Source organism: Williamsia muralis NBRC 105860, from assembly GCF_001598915.1.
Lineage (GTDB): Bacteria > Actinomycetota > Actinomycetes > Mycobacteriales > Mycobacteriaceae > Williamsia > Williamsia muralis.
This window is the reverse complement of the sequence record NZ_BDAP01000001.1, coordinates 680,830-700,931: the sequence shown is the minus strand read 5'-3', so window position 1 is coordinate 700,931 and position 20,102 is coordinate 680,830. Positions and strand designations below refer to the sequence as shown.

At 66.4% G+C, this 20,102-nt stretch carries 19 protein-coding genes; 6 read left to right on the top strand and 13 right to left on the bottom strand.

Annotated features, from left to right (window positions below):
* Positions 1-76: 76 nt before the first annotated feature.
* From topA to WIMU1_RS03480, 3 genes are all read right to left on the bottom strand, one after another.
* On the bottom strand, positions 77-3,052 hold the full coding sequence (gene topA, locus WIMU1_RS03490; RefSeq protein ID WP_031331786.1) for a type I DNA topoisomerase: 2,976 nt from the start codon (positions 3,050-3,052) through the stop codon (positions 77-79).
* A 170-nt stretch (positions 3,053-3,222) separates the two neighbouring features.
* Positions 3,223-3,801, bottom strand: a complete 579-nt coding sequence (locus WIMU1_RS03485; protein ID WP_030169088.1) for a hypothetical protein — start codon at positions 3,799-3,801, stop codon at positions 3,223-3,225.
* A gap of 147 nt (positions 3,802-3,948) precedes the next feature.
* Positions 3,949-4,152: a cold-shock protein gene (locus tag WIMU1_RS03480; RefSeq protein ID WP_023956397.1), complete on the bottom strand. Its 204-nt coding sequence runs from the start codon at positions 4,150-4,152 to the stop codon at positions 3,949-3,951.
* 303 nt (positions 4,153-4,455) lie between these two features.
* Here WIMU1_RS03480 and WIMU1_RS03475 point away from each other — a divergent pair, with 303 nt between their 5' ends.
* Both WIMU1_RS03475 and WIMU1_RS03470 read left to right on the top strand, forming a co-directional pair.
* Positions 4,456-6,774, top strand: a complete 2,319-nt coding sequence (locus WIMU1_RS03475) for a DEAD/DEAH box helicase (RefSeq protein WP_062795134.1) — start codon at positions 4,456-4,458, stop codon at positions 6,772-6,774.
* 190 nt (positions 6,775-6,964) lie between these two features.
* Positions 6,965-7,744 (top strand): DUF5336 domain-containing protein, encoded by a 780-nt coding sequence (locus tag WIMU1_RS03470; protein ID WP_062795133.1) that lies wholly within the window; start codon positions 6,965-6,967, stop codon positions 7,742-7,744.
* A gap of 6 nt (positions 7,745-7,750) precedes the next feature.
* Here the strand turns inward: WIMU1_RS03470 and WIMU1_RS03465 are convergent, their stop codons facing one another.
* Genes WIMU1_RS03465 through ssd form a run of 7 tightly spaced genes read right to left on the bottom strand, consistent with a single transcriptional unit; the run spans position 7,751 to position 12,372 of the window.
* Positions 7,751-8,104: an Rv3654c family TadE-like protein gene (locus tag WIMU1_RS03465; RefSeq protein WP_062795132.1), complete on the bottom strand. Its 354-nt coding sequence runs from the start codon at positions 8,102-8,104 to the stop codon at positions 7,751-7,753.
* Entirely contained in the window at positions 8,101-8,421 is a 321-nt protein-coding gene (locus tag WIMU1_RS03460; protein ID WP_062795131.1) for a TadE family type IV pilus minor pilin, read from the bottom strand. The genes WIMU1_RS03465 and WIMU1_RS03460 overlap by 4 nt, the downstream gene beginning before the upstream one ends.
* A 41-nt stretch (positions 8,422-8,462) precedes the next feature.
* The gene (locus tag WIMU1_RS03455; protein ID WP_030169063.1) at positions 8,463-8,669 is read right to left on the bottom strand and encodes a DUF4244 domain-containing protein; all 207 of its coding nucleotides are present in this window, start codon (positions 8,667-8,669) and stop codon (positions 8,463-8,465) included.
* A 46-nt stretch (positions 8,670-8,715) separates the two neighbouring features.
* Positions 8,716-9,318, bottom strand: coding sequence for a type II secretion system F family protein (locus tag WIMU1_RS03450; RefSeq protein ID WP_030169060.1), 603 nt, complete (start codon positions 9,316-9,318; stop codon positions 8,716-8,718).
* A complete protein-coding gene (locus WIMU1_RS03445; RefSeq protein ID WP_062795130.1) occupies positions 9,315-10,115 on the bottom strand; it encodes a type II secretion system F family protein in 801 nt (266 codons plus the stop codon). The genes WIMU1_RS03450 and WIMU1_RS03445 overlap by 4 nt, the downstream gene beginning before the upstream one ends.
* Positions 10,112-11,308, bottom strand: coding sequence for a TadA family conjugal transfer-associated ATPase (locus tag WIMU1_RS03440; RefSeq protein WP_062795129.1), 1,197 nt, complete (start codon positions 11,306-11,308; stop codon positions 10,112-10,114). The genes WIMU1_RS03445 and WIMU1_RS03440 overlap by 4 nt, the downstream gene beginning before the upstream one ends.
* Positions 11,305-12,372, bottom strand: coding sequence for a septum site-determining protein Ssd (gene ssd, locus WIMU1_RS03435; RefSeq protein ID WP_062795128.1), 1,068 nt, complete (start codon positions 12,370-12,372; stop codon positions 11,305-11,307). The genes WIMU1_RS03440 and ssd overlap by 4 nt, the downstream gene beginning before the upstream one ends.
* A 431-nt stretch (positions 12,373-12,803) precedes the next feature.
* On the opposite strand from ssd, the gene WIMU1_RS03430 reads away from it, so the two are divergent.
* On the top strand, positions 12,804-13,640 hold the full coding sequence (locus WIMU1_RS03430) for an HAD-IB family hydrolase (protein ID WP_062795127.1): 837 nt from the start codon (positions 12,804-12,806) through the stop codon (positions 13,638-13,640).
* Between the two features lie 466 nt (positions 13,641-14,106).
* On the opposite strand, the gene WIMU1_RS03425 is transcribed toward WIMU1_RS03430, so the two are convergent.
* Together WIMU1_RS03425 and WIMU1_RS03420 are read right to left on the bottom strand one after the other, a co-directional pair.
* Positions 14,107-14,853 (bottom strand): Fic family protein, encoded by a 747-nt coding sequence (locus WIMU1_RS03425; protein WP_062795126.1) that lies wholly within the window; start codon positions 14,851-14,853, stop codon positions 14,107-14,109.
* A 72-nt stretch (positions 14,854-14,925) separates the two neighbouring features.
* Positions 14,926-15,768 (bottom strand): helix-turn-helix transcriptional regulator, encoded by an 843-nt coding sequence (locus tag WIMU1_RS03420; protein WP_062795125.1) that lies wholly within the window; start codon positions 15,766-15,768, stop codon positions 14,926-14,928.
* A 171-nt stretch (positions 15,769-15,939) separates the two neighbouring features.
* Between WIMU1_RS03420 and acs the strand changes: the two genes are divergently transcribed.
* Entirely contained in the window at positions 15,940-17,883 is a 1,944-nt protein-coding gene (gene acs, locus WIMU1_RS03415) for an acetate--CoA ligase (RefSeq protein ID WP_062795124.1), read from the top strand.
* Positions 17,884-17,912: 29 nt separating this feature from the next.
* On the opposite strand, the gene WIMU1_RS03410 is transcribed toward acs, so the two are convergent.
* The gene (locus WIMU1_RS03410; protein ID WP_062795123.1) at positions 17,913-18,419 is read right to left on the bottom strand and encodes an SRPBCC family protein; all 507 of its coding nucleotides are present in this window, start codon (positions 18,417-18,419) and stop codon (positions 17,913-17,915) included.
* A 225-nt stretch (positions 18,420-18,644) separates the two neighbouring features.
* Between WIMU1_RS03410 and WIMU1_RS03405 the strand changes: the two genes are divergently transcribed.
* Together WIMU1_RS03405 and WIMU1_RS03400 are read left to right on the top strand one after the other, a co-directional pair.
* Entirely contained in the window at positions 18,645-19,166 is a 522-nt protein-coding gene (locus WIMU1_RS03405; protein ID WP_030169033.1) for a phage holin family protein, read from the top strand.
* Positions 19,167-19,169: 3 nt separating this feature from the next.
* On the top strand, positions 19,170-20,099 hold the full coding sequence (locus WIMU1_RS03400; RefSeq protein ID WP_062795122.1) for an alpha/beta fold hydrolase: 930 nt from the start codon (positions 19,170-19,172) through the stop codon (positions 20,097-20,099).
* Positions 20,100-20,102: the final 3 nt, after the last annotated feature.

Here is a 20,102-nt window from a genome sequence, read left to right as displayed (position 1 = left end):
TCCACCAGCATCGTCCCCGTCGGCCGGGCGGAGGGACGTATGCCCTCAGCCGTCGTCGACGGGGACGATCGTGGTGCTAGTCCGCCTTCTTCTTGGCAGCAGCCTTCTTCGCCGGAGCTTTCTTTGCAGCTGTCTTCTTGGCGGTGGTCTTCTTCGCCGTTGTCTTCTTGGCAGCGGTCTTCTTTGCCGGAGCCTTCTTGGACGCCTTCTTGGCCGACTTCTTCGCCGGGCCACGAGCACGCCTGTCCGCCAGCAACTCCGACGCACGCTCGTCGGTGATCGACGCGACGTCATCGTCTTTTCGCAGGCTCGCGTTGGTCTCGCCATCGGTGACGTACGGACCGAAACGGCCGTCCTTGATCACCATCGGCTGCTCGGAAACCGGGTCCTTGCCCAGCTCACGCAGCGGAGGAGCAGCTGCTGCCCGACCGCGGCGCTTGGGCTCGGAGTAGATCTTCAACGCCTCGTCCAAGGTGATGTCGAAAATCTGGTCCTCGGACGTCAACGAACGAGAATCGGTGCCGCGCTTCAGATATGGCCCATAGCGACCGTTCTGTGCGGTGATCTCCTGGCCTTCGGCATCCTGCCCGACAACCCGTGGCAACGACAGCAACTTCAACGCGTCGTCGAGAGTGACCGAGCCGATCTCCATCGACTTGAACAGCGATCCGGTGCGCGGTTTGGGGCCGGCCTTCTTGGCTGCCTTCTTCGCGGTCTTCTTGGCGGTCGCCTTCTTCGTGGCGGTTGCGGTGCCACCGCCACCCGTCGGTGCGTCGAGCGGGGTCGCGCCGTCGTCAAGCGGGGTCGGGGCCGGGGGCGGAGTCAGCGCCGGGACCGAATTCCCGTCGTCGCCTTCGTCTTCCGGATCCGGGAGGATCTCGGTCACGTACGGACCGAAACGTCCTTCCTTGGCGACGATCTCGTGACCGGTCAGAGGATCGACACCCAGGGTGCGGCCCTCTTGCGGTGTGCTGAAAAGCTTTTCGGCCAATTCCAGCGTGAGCTCGTCGGGCGTGATGTCGTCGGGCAGGTTGGCGCGCTGCGACTCCGGTTCGCCACCACCTTCAGGGGTGACCGTGCGCTCGAGATACGGACCGAACCGGCCGACCCGCACGTACACCGGGCGACCCTGTTCGTCGTCGAACAACCGGATCGAGTTGACCTCACGGGCATCGATCTCTTCGAGGTTCACGCCGACGAGCTTCTTGAGCCCGGTGCCGGCCTGTCCCTCTGCGCCCTCTTGCCCGTAGTAGAAACGGGTCAGCCAGGCGGTGCGATTCTCTGCGCCCTGCGCGATCTGGTCGAGGTCGTCTTCGAGGGTGGCCGTGAAGTCGTAGTCGACAAGGCGTTTGAAATACGCCTCGAGCAGTCCCACCACCGCGAACGCGATCCAGGACGGCACAAGGGCCGAACCCTTCTTGTGCACGTACCCGCGGTCTTGGATGGTGCCGATGATCGACGCGTACGTCGACGGACGTCCGATCCCCAACTCCTCCAACGTCTTCACCAAAGAGGCTTCGGTGTATCGGGCGGGTGGGTTGGTGGTGTGCCCGTCGGGACGCAGCTCGGTTGCGGTCAGCGACTGGCCTTCGACGAGATTCGGCAGGCGACTCTCGGCGTCGTCCGCGGTGCCGCCGGCCTGCTCGTCCACCGTCTCCACATAAGCCGACAAGAAGCCCGGGAAGGTGATGGTGCGACCCGACGCGGCGAAGGTGCAGGTCTCCCCGGTTTGCGCCTTACCGCTGATCCGCAGACTCATCGTGGTGCCGCGTGCGTCGGCCATCTGCGAAGCGACCGTGCGCTGCCAGATCAGCTCGTACAACCGGAACTCGTCGGTCTGCAGCGCAGAGGCGACCTGACCCGGTGTCCGGAAGGACTCGCCCGCCGGCCGGATGGCCTCGTGCGCCTCCTGTGCGTTCTTCACCTTGCGGGTGTACTGCCGCGGCGTCGGATGGACGAAGTTGGCCCCATAGAGATCACGGGCCTGGTTACGGGCGGCCGTGATGGCCGACTCGGACAGCGTGGTCGAGTCGGTACGCATGTAGGTGATGTAGCCGTTCTCGTACAGCCGTTGTGCCACCCGCATGGTGCGGTCGGAGGTGAACCGGAGTTTGCGGCCGGCCTCCTGCTGCAGGGTCGACGTCATGAACGGTGCGTACGGGCGGCGCGTGTAGGGCTTCTCCTCCACCGACGAGACCGTCATCGCGGCGCCTTGGAGCCCTGACGCGAGCGACACGGCGCGCGACTCGTCGAGCACCGTCACCCCGTCGGCCTTCTTCAGCGCGCCGGCGGAGTCGAAGTCGCGGCCACTGGCCACTCGGTCGCCGTCGACACTGACGAGCCTGGCGCCAAAACTGCGGGGTGTCGCTTCCGCACCGGCGTCGAGCGTGGCGGCGATGTCCCAGTACGTTGCCGACCGGAACGCCATCCGCTCGCGTTCGCGCTCGACGATGATGCGAGTGGCCACCGACTGCACACGGCCTGCCGAGAGCTTCGGCATGACCTTCTTCCACAGCACCGGCGACACCTCGTAGCCGTACAGGCGGTCGAGAATGCGTCGGGTCTCCTGGGCGTCGACGAGGTCTTCGTCGAGGTCACGGGGGTTCTCGGCGGCAGCCCTGATGGCCGATTCGGTGATCTCGTGGAAGACCATCCGCTTGACCGGAACCTTGGGCTTGAGGGTCTCCAGGAGGTGCCAGGCGATGGCCTCACCCTCCCGGTCACCGTCTGTTGCGAGATAGAGCTCGTCGACGTCCTTGAGCAGCGACTTGAGCTCGGTGACGGTGGACTTCTTGTCCGGCGAGACCACGTAGAGGGGCTCGAAGTCGTGCTCGACGTCGACACCGAGTCGCGCCCAGGGCTGACCCTTGTACTTGGCGGGCACGTCCGCAGCGCCGCGTGGGAGGTCCCGGATGTGTCCGCGGGACGACTCCACCACGTAGTTGTTGCCGAGATAAGAGGAGATCTTGCGGGCCTTGGTCGGAGACTCGACGATCACGAGCCGGCGCACGACACCGCCAGTCCCGCGGGCTGTTGTACCTGAATCCGCCACCGTCTTTGCCTGCACCTTTCCCTGGGCCTTCTGGCCCGTTTGTACCTTATGTATAGCGCTACTGACACACCTCTACCTGATCTGCCACCCGCGAAACCGGTCGGAGCCCGGTGTTCGGACCCCCCTCGGACAGGGTGTCGTCGCAGTTCAGCGATCGATTGACGCGCTCGTCAAATGAATGGCCAGCATGCGGCCGCCCCGGGGATGTCCGGAGCCTCACCCACTGATTCGATCAGACGCGTCAAGCGGCGTTTGCCTGCGATCCGCAGGGCGGGGGCGGCGCCCCGCGTGCCCACCAGCGTCGGCGCCACCCCTGCGCGCATCACAGCGGTGGCCAGAGCCCCATGGGACTCAGGGGTGTGTGGGTCGAGTCCCAACAGGTAGCGGTCGACGTCGCGCTGCCCGGCAGCGATCACCCACAGACGCAACGCTCGGGGGCTCGGCACCCACGTCGCAGGCATCGTCTTGATCGCCCCTTTTGTCCAAGCGCGATGGAGCGGCTCGAGAGCCCAGGTGGTGGCGGTACCCACGAGCGGCGAACCCTCTGACGACACCGAGACCTCGGGAGTCAGTCCGCACCGTTCCATCTCGTCTGCCAGCGCTTGGGCCCGCCAGTCGTCGGCCACGACCACCGAGACGCGTGCGCCGCGAGATCCGATTGTGGTTTGTCCGGCCGACGCCAACAGACCGGCGAGATCGTCCACAGACGGTTCGTCGGTCTCCGCGGAGAACATGGACAGCTGACCCACGATGAAACCGTACGGTATGCGGGCCGGAAAACGGCTCACCCCCGGACACCGGAATGCGGCGACCGGGGGTGAGATCGTCGAGCACCGAAAGAATGCTCGAATCAAACGGAGGTTCCTCGCGTGGTGCGAAGGTCCTCGGGGAGTGACCTACAGCGCGCGAACGCCGGTGGCCTGTGGGCCCTTGGTGCCCTGACCGACCTCGAACTCGACCCGCTGGTTCTCCTCGAGGGTGCGGAATCCGTTCCCCTGGATCTCCGAGTAGTGGACAAACACGTCGTCCGGTCCATCATCAGGCGCGATGAAGCCGAAGCCCTTCTCCGCGTTGAACCACTTCACAGTCCCCTGTGCCATCTTGCATTCCTTTTCTTTCACCCGGGTGCGGCGGGGAGTTACCCCGCCGGGCCGGTTCCGACCGCCATACCTACTGGCGCCGCTCGCGGGACGAACCCGCGCACCAACCTTCAGTACCACGCTCGCAACACGATCCCGAGAGATCGGCCAAATGCTTGAACCGCCCCCCAGAAGCTGCGACCGAGATCAGTCAATCATGTTCCGGGCGTGCACAACAGTCGAGAGTTCAATCTGATTCCAAACGTGGCCACAACCGTGATTGTCGGAGCAATCGGTATTATTACGACGTGGTGAACTGGCTTTATGAGTAGTGATGATTTCGGCTCCGCGCTACTGGCGCGGACACTGGCCGGAATCTCCCCTGATGAATCGCCACTCACGCACAAGTCGGTAATTCCCAGCCGGACAGCATCTTTCGCCGAGTGGCCGAACTGGGTCGCCGGTCCGGTTAAGGATGCGCTTGTTGAGGCGGGTGTTCGCAGGCCGTGGTCGCACCAAGTCGCGGCCGCCGAACACGCCTGGGCCGGTCGACATGTGGTGCTTTCCACGGGTACCGCGTCCGGTAAATCGCTCGCCTATCAGGTACCCATCTTGAGCAGGATGCTCGCCGACCCGCGGGCCACCGCCCTCTACCTAGCGCCCACCAAAGCGCTCGGTGCAGACCAGCTCCGCTCCGTCAGCTCGCTCTTGGCCGGGCGCAAGGAGTTCCTGCACCTACAGCCCTGCGCGTACGACGGAGACACCGAACCCGCGGTCCGGCAATGGGCACGCGAACATTCGAGGTGGATCTTCACCAACCCCGACATGCTGCACATCGGAATACTCGGCTCCCACGGTCGATGGCGGCATTTCCTGCGCGGTCTGCAATTCATCGTCGTCGACGAATGTCACCACTACCGCGGCGTATTCGGGTCACACACCGCCCTGGTGTTGCGGCGTCTGCTGCGACTGGCACGCGCGGTCGGTGCCGATCCGGTGGTGATCGGGGCCAGCGCCACCTCGGGAACGCCGGGTGCGGCTCTGAGCAGACTCGTCGGCGCCCCATCCGAGGAGATCACCGAAGACGGGTCGCCTCACGGTGCTCGCACCGTCGCCTTGTGGGAACCCGGCTTCGTACCCGAGATGACCGGTGAGAACGGAGCGCCGGTGCGTAAACAGGCCGGCGCCGAAGCCGCCCGCATCCTCGCCGACCTGGTACTCGAAGGCGCCCGGACGCTCTGTTTTGTACGCAGCCGCCGAGGAGTGGAGCTGGCCGCCCTCTCGGCCAAACGCATTCTCGACGAGGTCGACCCGGAGTTGTCGTCGCGGGTGGCCGCGTACCGCGCCGGTTACCTCGCCGACGACCGCAGAGTGCTCGAGCGCGACCTCGCCGACGGTCGACTACTGGGGGTCGCGACCACCAACGCGCTGGAGCTCGGCGTCGACATCAGTGGTCTCGATGCCATTGTGGTGGCGGGTTTTCCGGGCACTGTCGCGTCGTTCTGGCAGCAGGCCGGCCGCGCCGGTCGCCGCGGTGAGGGTTCACTGGTGGTGCTCGTCGCCCGCGACGACCCCCTCGACACCTACCTCGTGAACCATCCGGAAGCGTTGCTGGACAAGCCCGTCGAGGCAACGGTCACCGACCCCACCAACCCGTATGTACTCGGTCCTCAATTGCTCTGCGCGGCAGCGGAGATGCCGCTGAAGGAGGCCGAGGTGGACGCATTCGGCGCACGGGAGCTGCTCGAGGACCTCGCCCGGCAGGGGCTCATCCGTCACCGGAAGGCCGGCTGGTACGTCGCGGCGGGGGTAGATCCTCATGGCGCCGTGGACATCCGGGGAGGCATCGGAGGACAGGTGATGATCGTCGACGAGACCAGCGCCCAACTGCTGGGAACCGTGGACACCGGCCGGGCCATGTCCACCGTCCACCCTGGTGCCGTCCACATCCATCAGGGTGAGAGCTACGTCGTCGACGAACTCGACCTCGAGGACGGGCTGGCTCTGGTCCACCCAGAAGAACCGGACTGGACCACCAGCGCCCGCGAGACGACAGTCGTGGAGATCACCGAGGTGATGCAGGAACAGCGGCACGGGCCGTTGAAGGTCTCCCTTGTCCGCGTCGACGTCACCCATCAGGTGATCGGTTACCTGCGTAAGTTGCTCACCGGTGAGGTCTTGGACTCGGTGGAGCTGGACATGCCGCCGCAGACGCTGTCGACGCGGGCGGTGATGTACACGATCGAACCCGAGGCACTCGAGGCGATCGGGATCGCCGAGGTGGACTTCCCCGGTGCGTTACACGCCGCCGAGCATGCAGCGATCGGCCTTCTCCCACTGGTGGCCACCTGCGATCGATGGGACATCGGCGGGCTGTCGACCAACCTGCACCCCGACACGGGGTTGCCCACCGTGTTCGTCTACGACGGATATCCCGGCGGCGCCGGGTTCGCCGACCGCGGACATGAGGCGTTCGGGATCTGGATCAAAGCGACCCGGGATGCGGTGTCGGACTGCGGTTGCGAGGCTGGCTGCCCCTCGTGTGTCCAGTCACCCAAGTGCGGAAACGGCAATGACCCGCTCGACAAGGCGGCTGCCGTTCGTGTTCTCGACCTGATCCTGCGGGAGTTGCCGGACAGCTGAGGCCATGTTCCGGGTTCCGCGTTGTCGGTGTCGCGGAGCCGCGCGGCTCCCGCGACAGATTGTGTCGACCATCTGACTGAAATAGCTTTGATTTGCGGGGATGAGACAAGGATTCGGGTTCTTTACGGCCTCGTTTGGGCTTACCGTTGGATATCCAAACTCGTTGAAGGATTCGGCAGAAGGATTGACGATGTCTCAGAGCCCCGGGCAGCCCGACCCGTACGAACAGACGCGGTTCAGTCCGACGTCCACACCACCGCCCAGTGGTCCGCCGCAGGGGTATTCGCAGCCGGGCGGCCAGCAGGGTGGTCAGCCGGGCGGCCACTCCCAGGGCCAGTACGGGCAGCAGCCGCAGTATGGACAACCGCAATACGGGCAGCCGCAGGGCCAGCAGCCGCAGTACGGCCAGCAGTACGGGCAGCAGCCCTCGAGTGCGCAGCAGTACGGGCAGCAGCCGCAATACTCGCAGGCTGGGCAGAGCCCGTATCAGGCCGGCCAGAATCCCTATGGCGGTAGCCCTTACGGCGCGGGACCGTACGACGCGGCGGCCACCGGATCGACCACGCTGTCGAAAGCGGTCAAGATCATCGGCGGGGTGATCGCGGCGCTCGGCCTGCTGACCGTGATCGCGGCGTTCTTGCCCTGGGTCACCGGCATCGTGGAGGTCAATGGCCTCGGAGACTCCGACTACGGCGTCAAAGACGGCATGATCACACTGGTCCTGGGACTGGTCGCGGCCATCTTCGGCGTGGTCTCCGCGCTGATCGCCAAGCGATCACCGCTGCACCTGGTCGCAGGCATCATCGCTCTGATCGCCGGTCTGCTGATCGTGCTCACCTCGGCGATCGACATCGCCGACATCAGTGACTACAGCCCCCTCCTCGAAGTCGGTTTCGGCTTGTGGCTCACCCTCATCGCGGGTATCGGTCTGGTGGTCGCCGGGATCGCGGGCATCGTCAAACGCAAGTAGCCACCCCTACTCGGCCGGGCCCGCGCGGGCAACCGCGCGGGCCTGCCGCTGTCCGAAGACACCCACTTCCACCCCCACGGTCACTGTCAGCACCACATCACTGCCGTCGACCGCGCACGACACCACGCCCGCCGACATCCGACGAGTGATCACCTCAGCCCGGCCACACGGGTCGGCACCACCGAGCACCAACGCCTGCGCCGCGGCGAGCGCGCCGAGATCAGCAGCCGATTGCGCCTGATGCCGGGCCGAAACAGCCGCCCCCACATACACAACCAACACCACCAATCCCGCCAGCGCCGCCACCACACACGCCCCGACCACCGTCGCCGACCCGCGCTCATCGGCAACGATCCTCACGGGTCCGCACCCTCCGGTTCCACCGCTGCGACCGCATCAGCACCCACATCGAGCATCGGGAACAGCGGCACAGACGCACTCACCCGCGCCACCACCACATCACCCTCAGTCCGAATCTGCACCTGCGCACCCCGTGGACCGACCTGCGCGGCAACCTCTTCAGCCCGACCCGAATCACCCTGCGCCGCAATGCGCGCCGCCTCACGTGCGGCATCGATACACCGCACGTGAGCCGCCACCGCAACAATCCCCACCACCCCCATCACCACCGCAGCAACAATCGAGGCGATCGCAATCGCCGCCTCCACCGTCACCATCCCCCGCTCGTCAGACACCAGACGAGCCCGGCCGCGACGAATCACCCGACCGACGTCTGCAACGCCTTGTCGATGATCCCCGTCAACGCCGACACGATGTTGTCGCCGGTGACAACGGTGTACAAAATGGCCCCGAACGCCGCGGCAGCGATCGTCCCGATCGCATACTCGGCGGTCGACATCCCGTCCTCGTCTGTCATCAGCAACGCCGCGCGTGCCTGCGCTTCTCGAAAGACTCTGTTCATCATGGTTTCTCCCCCTTTTTTCGTGCCGCGGTGATTCCGCGGCAAGTCTTCACAGCAATCCCCCGCCGAACACCGGCCCGGCCAATCCGATGACCACCGGCACAATGCCCAGACAGACGAAGGCCGGCAGAAAACACAGACCCAGCGGACCGCTGATGGCGACACCGGCGCGCTCGGCTGCCGCGGCCGCGCGGTCTTGCGCTTCGGCACGCTGACCGTCGGCCAACTCCCCGAGGCCACGTACCGGTGACGATCCGGCACGCGCCGAACGCCTCGCCATGGCAGCCAGAGCCTGGGCGGCCGGATCGGCGTCGTCGGGAACGGCCCACGCACGCAACGGGTCCGCGCCCAGCGAGAGGAGGTCGGCGGCCTCGGCAAGGGTTCTCCCCAGGGCCGGTGGCGCCGAGTCCGCCACCACGCGGGCCGCCGTACCAACCGGAAGTCCCGACCGCAGGCACACCGCGAACAGTTCATAACTCGCCGCCGCGGCGAAGGGTTCATCGCCGCCCTTCTTCTTTCCCAGCCAACGCGGCTCCCGATCACGGGGTGTGCGAGCAGGCGGACCGACAACGCGATAGGTGCGCCACACCGGACCTGGTATCAGCCACAATCCACCCGCCCCGGCCACGGCGGCGATCACCCACGGGGTCACAGGGCGGTCACCTTGCCCACGATCCTGCGCGACCACAGCAAACCGCAACACACCAGAGCCACCCCGACCACCAGCAGCACGCCGCCGAGGCCACCACCGAGCAGCACCGACAGCGGACCCGCCCCGATGGCCTGCCCCAACACGATCCCGAGGACCGGCAACAACGCAAGCACCAGTGCGGTGGCCTTCGCACCGGCGAGCGCAGCTCTGGTTCGTTCCCGAAACCGGTTGCGGGCCATGAGGTCCGATCGCACGGACGTCAGGAGTTCGGCCATCGGCAGTCCGTACTGTTCCGCGGTGCGCCACGCCACCGCGACCCTGCGCCACGACTCGCGCTGATTGCTTTCAACCTGCTCGATGCCATCGGCGACATCACCCCCGAGAGCGGCTCGACCGGCCATCATCTGCAACATCTCGAAGGTCGCCGCACGATCGACACAGTCCTGCGCGGCCTGCCGGCACGCATGAGCGGGGTGGGCACCGACCCGAAGCTCGGCGATCATGACCTCGAGCGCTGCCAGCAGCCGGGCCATCTCGGCTGCCGCATCGCTCTCCCGTTTTCGCGCCACCACCGCCACGTAGGTCATCGCCGAAGCCATGCCGGCTGCGAGTGCGGCTGCCGGGCCGAATACCGCCAACGCCAACACCGGTGCCGCACCGGTGAAACACGCTGCAGGATCCCCGATTCTTCGACGGGGAGGGCGGGCTGTCTCGGCCAGCCCGGTTGCGCGCAGATGCTGCGGGGTACGAGGCCACATCAACAGAGCGACGGCAACAGCGGCGACGACGGCGCTCACCGGCGCAGCCTAGAGCTCAGGAGATCGGCGAGATCCGTTGCCGCTCGCGCGAATCCGTCATCTCGATCCCAGACCGGCTCGATCTTCACTAGGCCGTCGTCGCCGCGGCGGACCATGCCGATCTCGGCGACGCCCCGGGCGCCCGAGGCGTCGCGGAAGACGCCGATCACGACGGAGATGGCTGCTGCCAGCTGACTGTGCAACGCCGGGCGGTCCATGCCACCGAGCGCGGCAAGCGCCTCCATCCGCGCGGGTACCTCCGCAGTGGAGTTCGCGTGCAGTGTTCCCGCGCCACCGTCGTGTCCTGTGTTCATCGCTGTGAGGAGGTCGACCACCTCGGCGCCGCGGACCTCGCCGACAACAATGCGATCGGGGCGCATGCGCAGCGCCTGGCGAACCAGCGCGCGTACCGGAACCTCCCCCGCACCTTCGACATTGGGCGTACGGGCCACCAGCCGCACCACATGAGGATGGCGCGGGGCGAGTTCGACCGCGTCCTCGACGCACAGAATGCGTTCGGCCGGATCAACGCGGCCGAGCAGGGCCGACAGCAGGGTTGTCTTTCCCGCACCGGTGCCCCCGACAACCAGGAAGGCCAGCCGGGCGTCGATGATCGCCTCCAGAAGAGTCGCCGCCTCCGCGGCGATCGCACCCGACGCGACCAACGCGTCGAGGTTCTGCGTGGCCGGCCGGAGAACTCGCAGCGACAGACACGTGCCGTCGACGGCGATGGGCGGGATGACCGCGTGCAGGCGCACGTTGTAACCCCGCCTGCCGACATCGGTGAGTTGACCGTCCACCCAGGGCTGCGCGTCGTCGAGGCGTTTGCCCGCGGCGAGCGCCAGCCGCATGGCCAGTCGCCGGACGGCATCGTCGTCCTCGAACTCGATCGTCGACGGCTGCAGCCCGTGGCCCTGGTCGACCCACACCTGTTTCGGGCCGACCACCAGGATGTCGTTGACCGTCGGTCCTGCCAGCAAGGTCTCGAGCCTTCCGGCGCCCACCAATTCGGTTTGCAGGAACCGCAGGGCGTCAAGGAGATCGGTGTCGCCGAGGACCCCACCGGCTTCTTCCCGGACCACCGCGGCCATCACCTCGGGGGTCGGGTCTTGTGCGGTCGCGGCCAGCCGTTCCCGGACACGGGTCAGCAGAGCCGCTCGAGTGGTGCCGGCTACATCGGTCCGAGTGGTCATCTCCGCCCCCGACGTGAGTCGACGCCACGCTGGAGCACGGCTTCCGCGGTCCGCCGCAGCGGTGATCGCCGACCGAGTACAAGGCCGCCGGACTCGAGTTGCCAGGGAACTTTCGGGTCCGACCGCGTCGCACCGAGCAACGGGAGACCGATCACCTCGGCCACCTGCCGGGCCCGCAGACCTCCCGGGGCAGGGCCACGGACCACCACTTCCAGTCGCCCGCTGCGTGAGCCCATCCGTCGCGCCACCTCCCGGGTGGCCGCGCACGACCGGATGGTCGCCGAGCAGACGACCACAACGACGTCGGCCGCCTCCACCACGGCCGCCGCCAGCTCGTCATCTCGCCGGGGCAGGTCGGCGACCACCACATCGCCGTGTGCGCGGCAGGCGTCGATCGCGGCGAGCGCCGTCTCGGGACGCACAGGCTGCGCGGATCCTCGGCGGCTGGTCAGGACGGCCAGGCCACCGCGCGCGTGGGGCAGGGCGGCATGGAGTGAGTCTGCTGCCACCTGGCCGCTTTCCAGGGTCAATTCCTGCCATCGAAGGCCGGGTTGGTCCTCGATGCCGAGCATCAGGTCCTGGCCTCCCCCCAGATCGTCCAGATCCAGGAGGAGTGCGTCGGCACCCTGCTCGGTCGCCAGCAACCCGACGGCGGCCGCCAAGGTCGACGCTCCGGCGCCGCCGTGCCCAGCCAGCAGAGCGACCGCAACTCCGGAAGGGCCGGTGGGTGTGCGGATGCGCGAGAGGGCGGAGACGACGGCGTGCTCGTCGTCTGGCAGGACGAATCCGTCCTCGGCCCCGAGAGCCAGCGCCGTGCGCCACATGTCCGGTCCACTGCCCGCCAGCCCGACCACCATGACGCCGGGTCGGCGGGGCAGGCCGGCCGACAAAGTGGCGTCCACGGTGGTCGCGTCGACGAGCACCGCGGTGGCCTCGGACCACTCCCGACGACAACGGTCAGGTGCCGCACGCCACACCTGATAACCAGAGGCTGCTGCGACACGCGCAACGTCATCGGCGACCTCGGACGAGACCATGACGAGCACGCTGGGTGATTCGGGCATGGACTCAGCATCGGGTACGCCACCGACCGGAGAACCTGCCCGAACCCTCCATCTGTGGATGGCCGACGGTCTGTGGACAACCCGATCCGTCAGCCGATCGAGCAGGCCCCACACGCCACACAGAACAGCAGGTCAGAGGGGTAAATGCGGGGGAATGATCGTGTGGGTCAGATGACCGACATACCCCGGAAATGGGGACGACCCCGGCCAGGGGGGGAGGAGGCCAGGGTCGTCGCGTTCAGCCCCGGGGGGTCGGGCTGAAAGCCCCGGATCAGGTCCGGGTAATAACGACTATACACAAAAACCCCGGATTGATTGCAACTTCAACCATTTGTTTTTCGTCATGCCGATCCGACATCGTTAACGGCCTCCGCTGTAGTCCGAACCGATGAATCTGCGCCCGGAATGGACGGCCGACGTACCCTCGACACGTGACTTATTCCTGGCCCGCGGACGGTGGTCCGGAATCCACCTCCGGCCCGCGGATCGCCGCCTTCTTCGACCTCGACAAGACCATCATCGCGAAGTCGAGTTCGCTGGCGTTCTCTCGCCCGTTCTTCGACCAGGGGCTGATCAACCGTCGCTCGGTACTCAAGTCGTCGTACGCCCAATTCATGTTCTTGCTGTCGGCCGCCGACCACGATCAGGTGGAGCGGATGCGCAAACACGTCACCGAGATGTGCACGGGGTGGGACGTGGATCAGGTGTCGTCGATCGTCCGCGAGACGCTGCACGACATCGTCAACCCCCTGGTGTTCGCCGAAGCCGCGGACCTCATCGCCGGCCACAAGGCCCGGGGTCACGACGTCGTGATCGTGTCCGCTTCGGGAGCCGAGATCGTCGAACCGATCGGCGAGATGCTGGGCGCCGACTATTCGATGGCCAGCCGGATGAAGGTGATCGACGGCAAGTATGCGGGCGCGGTCGAGTTCTACTGTTACGGCGAGGAGAAGGCCGCGGCGATGAACGAGATCGCCGAATCCGTCGGCTACGACCTCTCCCAGTGTTTCGCCTACTCGGACTCGATCACCGACCTGCCGATGCTGCAGGCGGTCGGCCATCCCACCGTCATCAACCCCGACCGTGCGCTGCGCAAGCAGGCCACCGCTCTCGGCTGGCCGATGTTGTCGTTCACCAAACCCATCTCGATCCGCGATCGCCTGCCCAACACACCGTCTCCCACCGTGACCGCTTCGGCGGCAGTCGGTTTGGGCGCGGTGGTCGCCGGCGCCCTCACCTATTCGATCCTCGCCCGCAAGCGCCACTGACGCGCGACGCACCTGAGCCCACCGCAAACACGAAAAACGTTTCCGCCCAACGGGAAATGTCAATCTCGAATTGATGTGCCCGAGGTCTTGATGTGACCGCGGTCACGGTGTAGAAAGTAGTTACGGAAAGCGCGGAAAGCCAAGTTCGGGCCGGAAGAGAAGGAACGGACTCCTGACCGCGCACTCCCAGCACGGATACCGAGCACCCACGCGCAGCACGCCGCGGGAGGCACCAGGTTGCGGGCCTGCGAGATCCGGCGTCGAGTTCGAGTGAGTTCCTTTGGGTGGGAACGGCTTCGAAGCGGCGGCGGAACACTACGCCTAGGTCATCCCACACAACCACCAAAGCACGCTTGGTAACTCGGATCCGTGCTAGCGGGCGGCGATCGGAACGCAGAGGCGAACCGGTACGCCGCCCGCAGCGCGTTCGGAGCAGGTCAGCGCGTTCAGAGCAGGTCGGCAACGCTCATCGCGCGGCTTCGGCAATCGAGTTCGCCTCTGCGGCACCGGCTTCGAGAGCATCACAGCACAGCAGCACCCATTCCCGGATACGGTCGGGGTCTCCGGAACCGAAGGCGGTCGAACTGTCGCGGTACTCGCGCACCCGCTGGAACCACGTCACCTCGGGCACGCCCAGGTTGTGTGGATCGAGTCCGCTGCTGGTGCAGACGAGCCGCGACGCCGCGCGTGCGACGATCCCGTTCGCGTACGTGAAGGGTTCGAGGGAGAGCAGTTCTGCATGCACCACCGCCGCCACGATGGGGGCGGGTGCTTTTGTCGCGCCGGTGATGAGCTGGGCGAGCAAGGCCAGACGCTGGCCGAGGTCGCGGTCCGCGCGGGGACGGCCCAGCAGTTGCGGATCGTCGGTGAGGTCGTTCGCGGCGAGAACGTGCAGTCGCGCCAGCGTCTGCAACGGAGCACGCGTCCAGGTCGACACGAACTGCGGAAGTGATTCTCCGTCGAGCGCCTGGGCCACCCGCATGGCACCCGAGAGCACGGGCTCATCGAAGTCGCCGTCGCGCACCAGATCGACGCTTCCACCGTCGATGGCAGCGGACGACCGTCCGGCCCGCCACGACGCCTCCGTTGCCGTCTTCTCCCACCCGCGCAGGTTCACCGGATGCCGGTGGGCAGCGGCCAGGGCATCACGCGCTCGGTCGGCTGCCTCGATCACGCCGGGCAATTCGAGTATCGGGGCCAAGGGGTCGGTCACGAGAGGCCAGCGTACTGGGCCGAGATGGCGTGCCCGGCCGGGATGCGGCGGCGAGAGCAGACTGCCGGGGAGTCAGATCAATTCCAGGACGTGGCCGGCGGCGCGCGCTTTCACCACGGCTTCATGACGGGTGCGGGCACCGAGACGAACCATGGCGGCCCGGAGGTAGGTCTTGACGGTGTCGACGGTGAGGCCGAGTCGATCGGCGACCACCCTGTTGCCGAAACCCATCGCCACCAGCGACAGCACCTGTAGCTGGCGTGGCGTGAGTGCGATCGTCGGCTCGACCCCGGACCGGTCGACACTGGTGATCTGGTCGACGAGTCGGCCGATCCGGCGTCGGGTCTGCTCATCCTCGGCACCTGTCGCGATGTCGCGGAGCTCGTGGATCCAGTCGGGGATCGGCCGCTGAGCCTGCTCGCGTGCTGCGATCGCGGCGACCCGGCGGTCCACCTCGTCGCGGATCCGCAGTTCGGTGCCGATCCGGCCGGCCTCGAGCGAGAGCGCATCCATCGCGTGCTCGCCGAGAAGTCCTCCGCCACCGCGCCAGCCGCCGTACAACAGCCCTCTGACCGCGCCGTCGACGACAATGGGGGCCGCAGCCAGGTCGGTGATGCCCTCGCCGAGGATCTGGTCGTCGAAGTCATGGGTGATCTCGCTGGCCGACCCGTAATCCCGGACCATCTTGGCCCGCTTGTTCAGCCAGGTCAGCCCACCGAGCCCACGTTCGGGGGTGACCGTGATGGTTCGCAGGGCAGCAGTCTGGTGACCCACCGACTCGGTGACCTGGATGACGTCCCGATCGCGCAGACCTGCGAAGACCACCGGGATCCCGGCTGTCTTACGCAGACGCGCACTCGTGGCACGCACCAGTTCACGATCACTGGGACGGAGCACGCTGTTGTCTTGACTCATCTGCACTATCCACTTTCGGGGCTATTGCCTCCGATGATGCCGCAACCATCATGTGGTGTACAACACAGCGACCGCGCGTCTGTGACGGGACCGAGCACAGCAGCACGTGAATCGGTGTCCGGATCGGGCTCGCCCCATGCAGGTCGGGCAGCCAGTACGAAAGGTCAGAAAATGAGTGAAGGAACCGCGCAAGCGGCGTACCCCCCACCCCCGGCGTTTGTCGAGCAGGCCAACGCCGGACCCGAATTGGCCGAGGCAGCCGAGGCCGACAGGCTCGCGTTCTGGGCCGAGCAGGCCCGCCGACTGCACTGGGACACCGACTTCACCGACGTCCTCGACTGGTCCGGCGCGCCGTTCGCCAAGTGGTTTGTCGGCGGCAAACTCAACGTCGCATACAACTGCGTCGACCGTCATGTCCTCGAGGGCAACGGCGACAGGGTGGCGATCCACTGGGTCGGCGAGCCGGGCGACTCCCGCGACCTCACCTACAGCCAGTTGCTCGCCGAGGTGAGCCAGGCCGCGAACTACTTCGTCGAGATCGGCCTGGTCGCCGGCGATCGCGTGGCCATCTACATGCCGATGGTCCCCGAGGCCATCGTCACGATGCTCGCCTGCGCACGTCTGGGACTCACACATTCTGTTGTCTTCGCCGGATTCTCGGCCGGCGCGCTACGGTCGCGGGTCGATGACGCCGAGGCGAAGTTGGTCGTCACCACCGACGGCCAGTACCGCCGCGGCAAGCCTGCCCCGCTCAAGGCCGCGGTCGACGAGGCACTCGGCAGCGGGGACGACGCAGCGAAATCCGTCGAGCACGTCCTGGTGGTCAATCGCACCGACTCCGACATCGACTGGACCCCGGGCCGGGACGTCTGGTGGCACGAGACCGTCGCCAAGGCCGAGAACGTGCACACGGCAGTGGCGCATGACGCCGAGCACCCGCTCTTTCTTCTGTACACGTCCGGTACCACGGGCAAGCCCAAGGGCATCGTCCATTCCTCGGGCGGCTATCTCACGCAGGTGAGCTACACGTTCCACAACGTCTTCGACCACAAGCCGGGCAAGGACGTGTTCTGGTGTGGCGCCGACATCGGCTGGGTCACCGGCCACAGCTACCTCGTCTACGGTCCGTTGTCGAATGGCGCCACCGAGGTGGTCTACGAAGGAACTCCCAACTCCCCCAACGAACATCGCCATTTCGAGGTGATCGAGCAGTACGGGGTGAGCATCTACTACATCGCCCCCACCCTGATCCGCACGTTCATGAAGTGGGGCAGGGAGATTCCCGATGCCCACGACCTCAGCTCTCTGCGACTTCTGGGCAGTGTCGGTGAACCGATCAACCCGGAGGCCTGGCGCTGGTACCACGAGGTGATCGGCGGCGAGCGGTGCCCGATCGTCGACACCTGGTGGCAGACCGAGACCGGCGCGATCATGATCTCTCCCCTGCCCGGGATCACCTCGACCAAGCCGGGTTCGGCGATGGCTCCGCTCCCCGGCATCAGCGCGAACATCGTCAACGACAACGGCGAACCGGTCGGCGCGGGCGAACAGGGCTTCCTCGTGCTCGACAAGCCATGGCCGTCGATGCTGCGCGGCATCTGGGGTGACGAGGAACGTTTCCGCGACACCTACTGGTCGCGATTCGCCGAGCAGGGTTGGTATTTCGCAGGCGACGGCGCGCGTTACGACGACGACCACGCCCTCTGGGTCCTGGGCCGGATCGACGATGTCATGAACATCTCCGGACACCGGATCTCCACCGCCGAGGTCGAATCCGCGCTCGTCGGACACCACAGCATCGCCGAGGCGGCCGTCATCGGCGCCGCCGATGCCACCACCGGCCAGGGCATCGTCGCGTTCGTGATCTTGCGGCAGGGCCAGGAGGACACCGGCGACCAATTGGTCAAGGAACTCAAAGACCAGGTCTCCAAGGACATCTCGCCGATCGCCAAGCCACGCGAGATCTACGTGGTGCCAGAACTGCCCAAGACACGCTCCGGCAAGATCATGCGACGGCTGCTCAAGGACGTCGCCGAGGGACGCGAACTCGGTGACACCTCGACACTGGTCGACCCGTCGGTGTTCGACAACATCCGTCGCCGCAAGGCCGACTGAACCCGAGGGGCACCGGGTGGTGGGTGCTGTCAGCTCAGCTTCGAGAAGTGCTTGACGGTATCGGTTTCCAGGGTTGCGAACGTTTTCTGCGTGATGGGCAACGCGAACCTGGAGGTCTTTGCCATCACCCCACCCATCTCGATGGCGAACGACCATGTGAAGCGGCAGCCACCTCCCGACGGCTCCACTTCACTCAACTCACCGAAGCGACGAAGACTGGGCACATTGGACTGCTCCACGTAGAACGCGTTGCGGTAGGTGCCCGCCTCACGGTCGTCGTCCCAGCAGAAGAACCTCTCCGACAGTTGCGCGTACCCGGGCGCCAACTGCGCCCTACGGGTTGTCCCCACGCCGTAGGGCGCCGGGGAGGTGAACGTGATCGACTTGATCACCCGGCACCAGTCGAGGGTGTTCTGCCTGGTCAGCTCAGCCCACGCCTGCTCAGGAGGCACCGGGAGGTTGACACTGAATCGGTGGGTGATCGGGGCGGTCTGAAAAAAGTCCAGCTCGAACGGTTCCATGGGGTAAGTCGGCATGCCATTCCTTCGTGATCGGGGTCGGTGGTGCCACCCGATCGGCCGGACGGCCCCGGGTGCACCACCCGACAGTTAACGCATCTACGGCGCCTCGCGCCCGTAGAAAGGTCCGATGAACCTGCAATCGGGTCGGGCATGGCAACATAAGGCCTACTAACCCCGGCGATGCAGAGATGAACGTCCGGGATGGACTCGGGCGTGGTGTCCGAGGATGGAGGAGTTGCAGTGACGCTGGACGACCGCCCTTCGGGAGATGTTCCGCCGAACGTCTCGTCGATTCCGTTGTCCGACCCCAATGTGCGCCCCGGCGGCGACCCGAGTGTCGGTGGTCTGGTCAAGGACGCCACCACGCACTTGTCGACGCTGTTCCGCGCCGAGGTCGCACTGGCCAAGGCCGAACTGACCGCCGAGGCCAAGAAGGCCGCAGTGGGTTCGGGCCTCATCCTGGTCGCGCTCACCGTGCTGCTCTACGCGAGCCTGTTCTTCTTCTGGTTCCTCGGGGAACTGCTGGACGAGTGGCTGCCTCGCTGGGCCGCGTTCGGCATCGTGTTCCTCATCCTGCTGGTCCTGGCGATCATCACCGGATTCATCGGTTATCGGGTGTTCAAACGGATAACCGGTCCGAGTAAGACGATCGCATCGGTTCAACGGGTGCCCGAAGTGCTGCCCACCTCCGGGCACGACGGAGTCCACCCCGGTGCAGACCTGAGCAAGCCGTCCGGCTCGCACAAGGTCCTCAAAGGCTGACATTTGGCGCCCCCGGACCCGTCGACCGTTCGATTCGCGGGACCGTGGCATCACCATGATGTCCGCGCGAACGGCGTGCGCCTGCACGTCGTCGAATGTGCGGACACACCCACCAACCAGCCCCTGGTGCTCCTCATGCACGGCTTCGGGGAGTTCTGGTGGAGCTGGCGTCACCAGATCACCGCACTCACCAACGCCGGGTTCCGGGCCGTTGCCGTTGATCTGCGCGGGTACGGCGACAGCGACAAGCCGCCGCGTGGTTACGACGGATGGACACTGGCCGGTGACACGGACGGCCTGATCCGCGCGCTCGGTCATTCCGACGCCACCATCGTCGGACATGCCGACGGCGGTCTCGTCGGATGGGCGACCGCGACCCTGCATCCCCGGTCGGTCCGCTCGATGGCGGTGATCTCCTCACCGCATCCGCAGGCGCTGAAGAACGCCAACATGCGGGAGTCGACCCAACGCAAGGCATTTCTGGGTGGGTTGCTTCGCGCCCAGATCCCACGGACCGCCGAGCGTGACCTCACCCGCGACGACGGCGCGATGGCCGAGGAACTGATGCGACGTCGATCCGGGCCGGGGTGGCCACGCACCGACGACTTCGCCGATGCCGCCAAGCGCAATCGATCGGCGGTGCAGATCCCCGGTGTGGCGCACTGCAGCCTGGAATACCGGCGCTGGGCCTTCCGGTCCCAATTCCGCCCGGACGGTTACAAGTTCCTCCAGCTGATGGATCGTCGCCTCCAGATCCCGGTGCTGGCCATGCACGGCGAACTCGATCGCTACATCCTCCGGTCCACGGTGGCGGGCAGCGCCAAATGGGTCGACCGGCTCGACTTCACCGAGGTCACCGGCAGCGGCCACTACGCGCATCAGGAAAACCCCGACGAGGTCAACGAACTGCTGATCGAGTTCGCCGGGCGCTGACGG

Bases quoted from the DNA above. Each gene is read 5' to 3' on its own strand.
- acs (WP_062795124.1), top strand. From the start codon at position 15,940: ATGAGTGAAGGAACCGCGCAAGCGGCGTACCCCCCACCCCCGGCGTTT.
- WIMU1_RS03475 (WP_062795134.1), top strand. From the start codon at position 4,456: ATGAGTAGTGATGATTTCGGCTCCGCGCTACTGGCGCGGACACTGGCC.
- ssd (WP_062795128.1), bottom strand. From the start codon at position 12,372: ATGCCCGAATCACCCAGCGTGCTCGTCATGGTCTCGTCCGAGGTCGCC.
- WIMU1_RS03410 (WP_062795123.1), bottom strand. From the start codon at position 18,419: ATGCCGACTTACCCCATGGAACCGTTCGAGCTGGACTTTTTTCAGACC.
- WIMU1_RS03470 (WP_062795133.1), top strand. From the start codon at position 6,965: ATGTCTCAGAGCCCCGGGCAGCCCGACCCGTACGAACAGACGCGGTTC.
- WIMU1_RS03440 (WP_062795129.1), bottom strand. From the start codon at position 11,308: ATGACCACTCGGACCGATGTAGCCGGCACCACTCGAGCGGCTCTGCTG.
- WIMU1_RS03455 (WP_030169063.1), bottom strand. From the start codon at position 8,669: ATGATGAACAGAGTCTTTCGAGAAGCGCAGGCACGCGCGGCGTTGCTG.
- WIMU1_RS03420 (WP_062795125.1), bottom strand. From the start codon at position 15,768: ATGAGTCAAGACAACAGCGTGCTCCGTCCCAGTGATCGTGAACTGGTG.
- WIMU1_RS03460 (WP_062795131.1), bottom strand. From the start codon at position 8,421: ATGGTGACGGTGGAGGCGGCGATTGCGATCGCCTCGATTGTTGCTGCG.
- WIMU1_RS03480 (WP_023956397.1), bottom strand. From the start codon at position 4,152: ATGGCACAGGGGACTGTGAAGTGGTTCAACGCGGAGAAGGGCTTCGGC.